Consider the following 3597-nt stretch of genomic DNA (forward strand, 5'->3'; position numbering starts at 1 on the left):
GGGTAGTTCACTCTATCCGACCAACTCTCATATGTAATGGCCATTGCAATATAATTTTCCTCTCGGGATCGCCCCAAGCCTCGACTAGACGGTTGGAGAATTCCAAGATTGGTTCCTGGGATTGAACAGCGATAAGCTTTTGAATAGCAGACCAAGTAGTCAAATATCCCAGAAATTCTTCCATGTTCCATTGGGTTTCAATTGTTAAAATAGGTGTTTTTAACTCAGCAAAAGGAAAAGGAATGGTTTGATAATTTTGAAGCAGTAGTTTTGTTTCTTCTGGCCAATACTGGTCAACCACTGTGGTGAAAAAATTCCTAGACATTTGGTCTATGTGATTTTCTTCTGGAGGTAATTCAAAATACCAGTAGCCCCAGAGAGCAATAATTCCTCCAGGTTTATAAACTCGCTGCACTTCCTGATAAAACTTTTCTAGATTAAACCAATGAACAGCTTGGGCAACAGTTATTAAATCTATAGATTGATTCCCTAGCCCGACTTTTTCGGCCACTGCCACAGAATAGTTAATTTTATCATGATGAAATGCATGACTAATTTGCTTTTCGCTGGCATCTGTAGCATAAATTTTTTGAAAATGAGGGGTTAAGCCCAAGGCTACTTGACCATTACCAGTGGCACAATCCCACGCTGCTTGACGATCAGGTACAAGTGCAGCTAAATACTCAAACAAATATTTTGGATAATGAGGTCTATAGTTTCTATAATCATTTGCTTGCTTTGAGAAGTAGTCTTTAAATTCTGTAACCAAAGTCCTTTGCCTCTAATTTAATTTAGCAAACTATTAGGATATCATATTCTTAATCGCAGTTTGAATACAGTCTATCTTTTTCAAATTCAGCACATCAGTATCAGCCTGGCTAACTTGTTGTGAAGATAACCTCAAGCAAGCAAAATCCCAAAACTTAATGAATGATGTTTGTACAAAAATGAGATGCACCAGCGGATCCCTCTTCACGGGCAGGGCTGTTAAGCCAGGGTAAGCGCAAGAAAAAGAGAGGCTTAAGATGGTAAGGGTAAAACGATACAGCCCCAGAAGATGCTAATTGATATAGTCTGTATCCGGAAAAGTTCTTGATGTTATAATTAAAGTATCTGTAACCCTTGATTTAGCTGGATTGTTTGGTGTGATAGATGGAAAGTTTCCGTATAATAAATAGTTAGGCTTAAGATCGTCATGAAAGCAGCAACTAGAGACAGTTGGAAGACCAGTCCTTCGAAGGGGGAATTTGTGCCGATAACATACGAAGACGAGTTTACGCCAGCGGAGGTGAATCGGATACGTTTGGGTCTCATTCCGCGCGAAATGGAAGATAAGTGGTTTATCTACTTCGACGAACCCACGCTGTTTTTCCATCGAAGTTGGACGGGATACCTGATCTACAAGGTTGAGCTTCGTGTAGGTACTACCGGTGGTGCAACGGTCGCCAGCGCCCACGTAGTCCAAGAGAGCGAGAAGTATCCTCGCGAACCAGGTGAGGCTGAGAAGATGCTACCGTGCTTGATACGGTGCATCCTACTTGAGCAGAACTATCCGTTTCCTCCAAGGTCATGAAAATTCCAGAGTGCGATTCCTGCCAGTTTTACTCTCAAAACCCCCACATCATCTGTGTAATTCACCTTACTTTACCTCTGTGAGTAGCTATGAGACACGATGCGATCGAGCTATATGAACCGATCAATATCCTTAAACAGATTGGTGAAGGATGGCCCAATTGTACAGATGTCAATGTATGGGGCAAAGATTCCTTTTCCAACACGTATGACTATTGTGCGGTTGAGCAACAGTGAGCTATGGTGCCATTCACCAACAGAATTGACTCGAGAACTCAAAGCTCAAATTGACTCTCTTGGCTCAGTGCGCCACCTCATTTCACCCAACAAAATTCACTATGCTCACATTGGCACCTGGGCGCTTTGCTTATCCAGAGGCCATAGCATGGGCATCCCCAGGTGTCCGCGATCGCGCAGCACAACAGAAAATTGAAGTTAGTTTTAATGCCGATTTGGAAAATGAACCGCCGCCTCAGTGGGTCACAGATTTAGACCAATTAATTTTCCGGGGTAGTCGATTCATGGATGAAGTTGTATTTTTTCACCGGAAGAGTTCTACTGTCATTCTTACCGATCTCATTGAAAACTTTGAACTCAATAAAGTTAGTAAGCAGTTTGGTCGGCTGCTTAAGTTAGTTGGCATTGTCGATCCTGATGGAAAAACTGCATTGGATTTGCGAATGACATTTTGGAGACAAAAGGAGCAGTCCCGTAGCTGCTTAAAGCGAATGCTTCAGTGGAACCCTGAAAAAGTTATCCTATCTCACGGTGGTTGGTATGAGAATAACGGTGCTGCTGAGTTACGCCGTGCTTTTCGCTGGCTTGAATAACTTTCAGAAGCAAGCTAACACTTCAGTGGAGCGGATGGGCGAGAGACATGGTGCTTCGTTTTAATGTACTGTGCCACCGCTCACCAAAAATTTTGGCGTTGCTTAATAATGGAATGATTTTAAGAGTTTTTAGGTGCGACGCAAGAAACAGCCCTGCTCCCAGGCTCGCAAAGAGATCCGGAGTTTTATTGGACAATAAAAAAAATTCCTAGATTTACATCTCAAATACAAACGCGCTTAGCGTTTATCGCAGTTATGAGCTACACTATTCTTTGACATTGATTCCCTGTTAGGTGCGCTTTCCGCATTAAGAATTAAATTCGCCACGGGTCGCACCTCTTGATGCAGCGCATCGCTATTCCCTATTACCTCTTCTCTGCTCCCTGCTCCCTGCTCCCTGCTCCCTAAAAACCCAGAACTTTGTACCTAACAGCAATTGCAAACCGCTATATAATGACTAATCACAAAAAGGGAAAAATTTACATCGTAGGTGCTGGTCCAGGAGATGTTAACTACTTAACCGTAAGGGGGCAACAACTACTGACTGAAGCTGAAGTGTTGGTATATGATGCTCTAGTAGATTCCCTTTTATTGCAACTGGTGCCCTGTGATTGTCAACTGTTTGATGTGGGGAAACGGGGTGGACGCCCTTCTACACCCCAAGCTAGGATTAACCAACTGCTAGTAGACCAATGCCGACAAGGCAAGCAAGTCGTCAGGCTAAAAAGTGGTGACCCCTTTATTTTCGGGCGCTCTAGCTCAGAAATTCAGGCATTGATTGCTGCTGAGTGTCAGTTTGAGGTGATACCAGGCATTTCCTCAGCCCTAGCCGCTCCCTTACTAGCGGGAATTCCTTTAACAGACTCCGTTTTGAGCAAATGCTTTGCCGTTGTCACTGCTCATCAGCCAGAGCAACTAGATTGGGAAGCACTAGCAAGAATCGACACCTTGGCGATTTTAATGGGAGGACGTCATCTAGGGGAAATTGTCCAACAGCTGCAACACTATGGGCGATCGCATCAGACTCCCATTGCTCTGATTCGGAATGGTGGACGCCCCCAGCAACAGGTTTGGCTGGGTACCTTAGGCACTATTGTAAACCAAACCCTTGGTATCTCCCTCTCACCTGTGGTAATTGTAGTTGGTGAAGTAGTGGGGTTAAGGGCATTTATGGGATTACCTGATCAAGACCAGT

General features: G+C 43.8%; 3 protein-coding genes. 2 read left to right on the forward strand and 1 reads right to left on the reverse strand.

Annotated elements, in window-relative coordinates:
- Positions 1-7: 7 nt before the first annotated feature.
- On the reverse strand, positions 8-769 hold the full coding sequence (locus F6K57_RS33840; RefSeq protein WP_293072320.1) for a class I SAM-dependent methyltransferase: 762 nt from the start codon (positions 767-769) through the stop codon (positions 8-10).
- 1141 nt (positions 770-1910) lie between these two features.
- Between F6K57_RS33840 and F6K57_RS33845 the strand changes: the two genes are divergently transcribed.
- Both F6K57_RS33845 and cobA read left to right on the forward strand, forming a co-directional pair.
- Positions 1911-2402: a hypothetical protein gene (locus tag F6K57_RS33845; protein WP_293023053.1), complete on the forward strand. Its 492-nt coding sequence runs from the start codon at positions 1911-1913 to the stop codon at positions 2400-2402.
- A 453-nt stretch (positions 2403-2855) separates the two neighbouring features.
- Positions 2856-3597, forward strand: a 742-nt coding sequence (gene cobA, locus F6K57_RS33850; RefSeq protein WP_293072321.1) for a uroporphyrinogen-III C-methyltransferase, incomplete at its 3' end; no start/stop codon positions are given.

The sequence above is a fragment of the Moorena sp. SIO4A5 genome (assembly GCF_010672005.1).
Taxonomy (GTDB): domain Bacteria; phylum Cyanobacteriota; class Cyanobacteriia; order Cyanobacteriales; family Coleofasciculaceae; genus Moorena.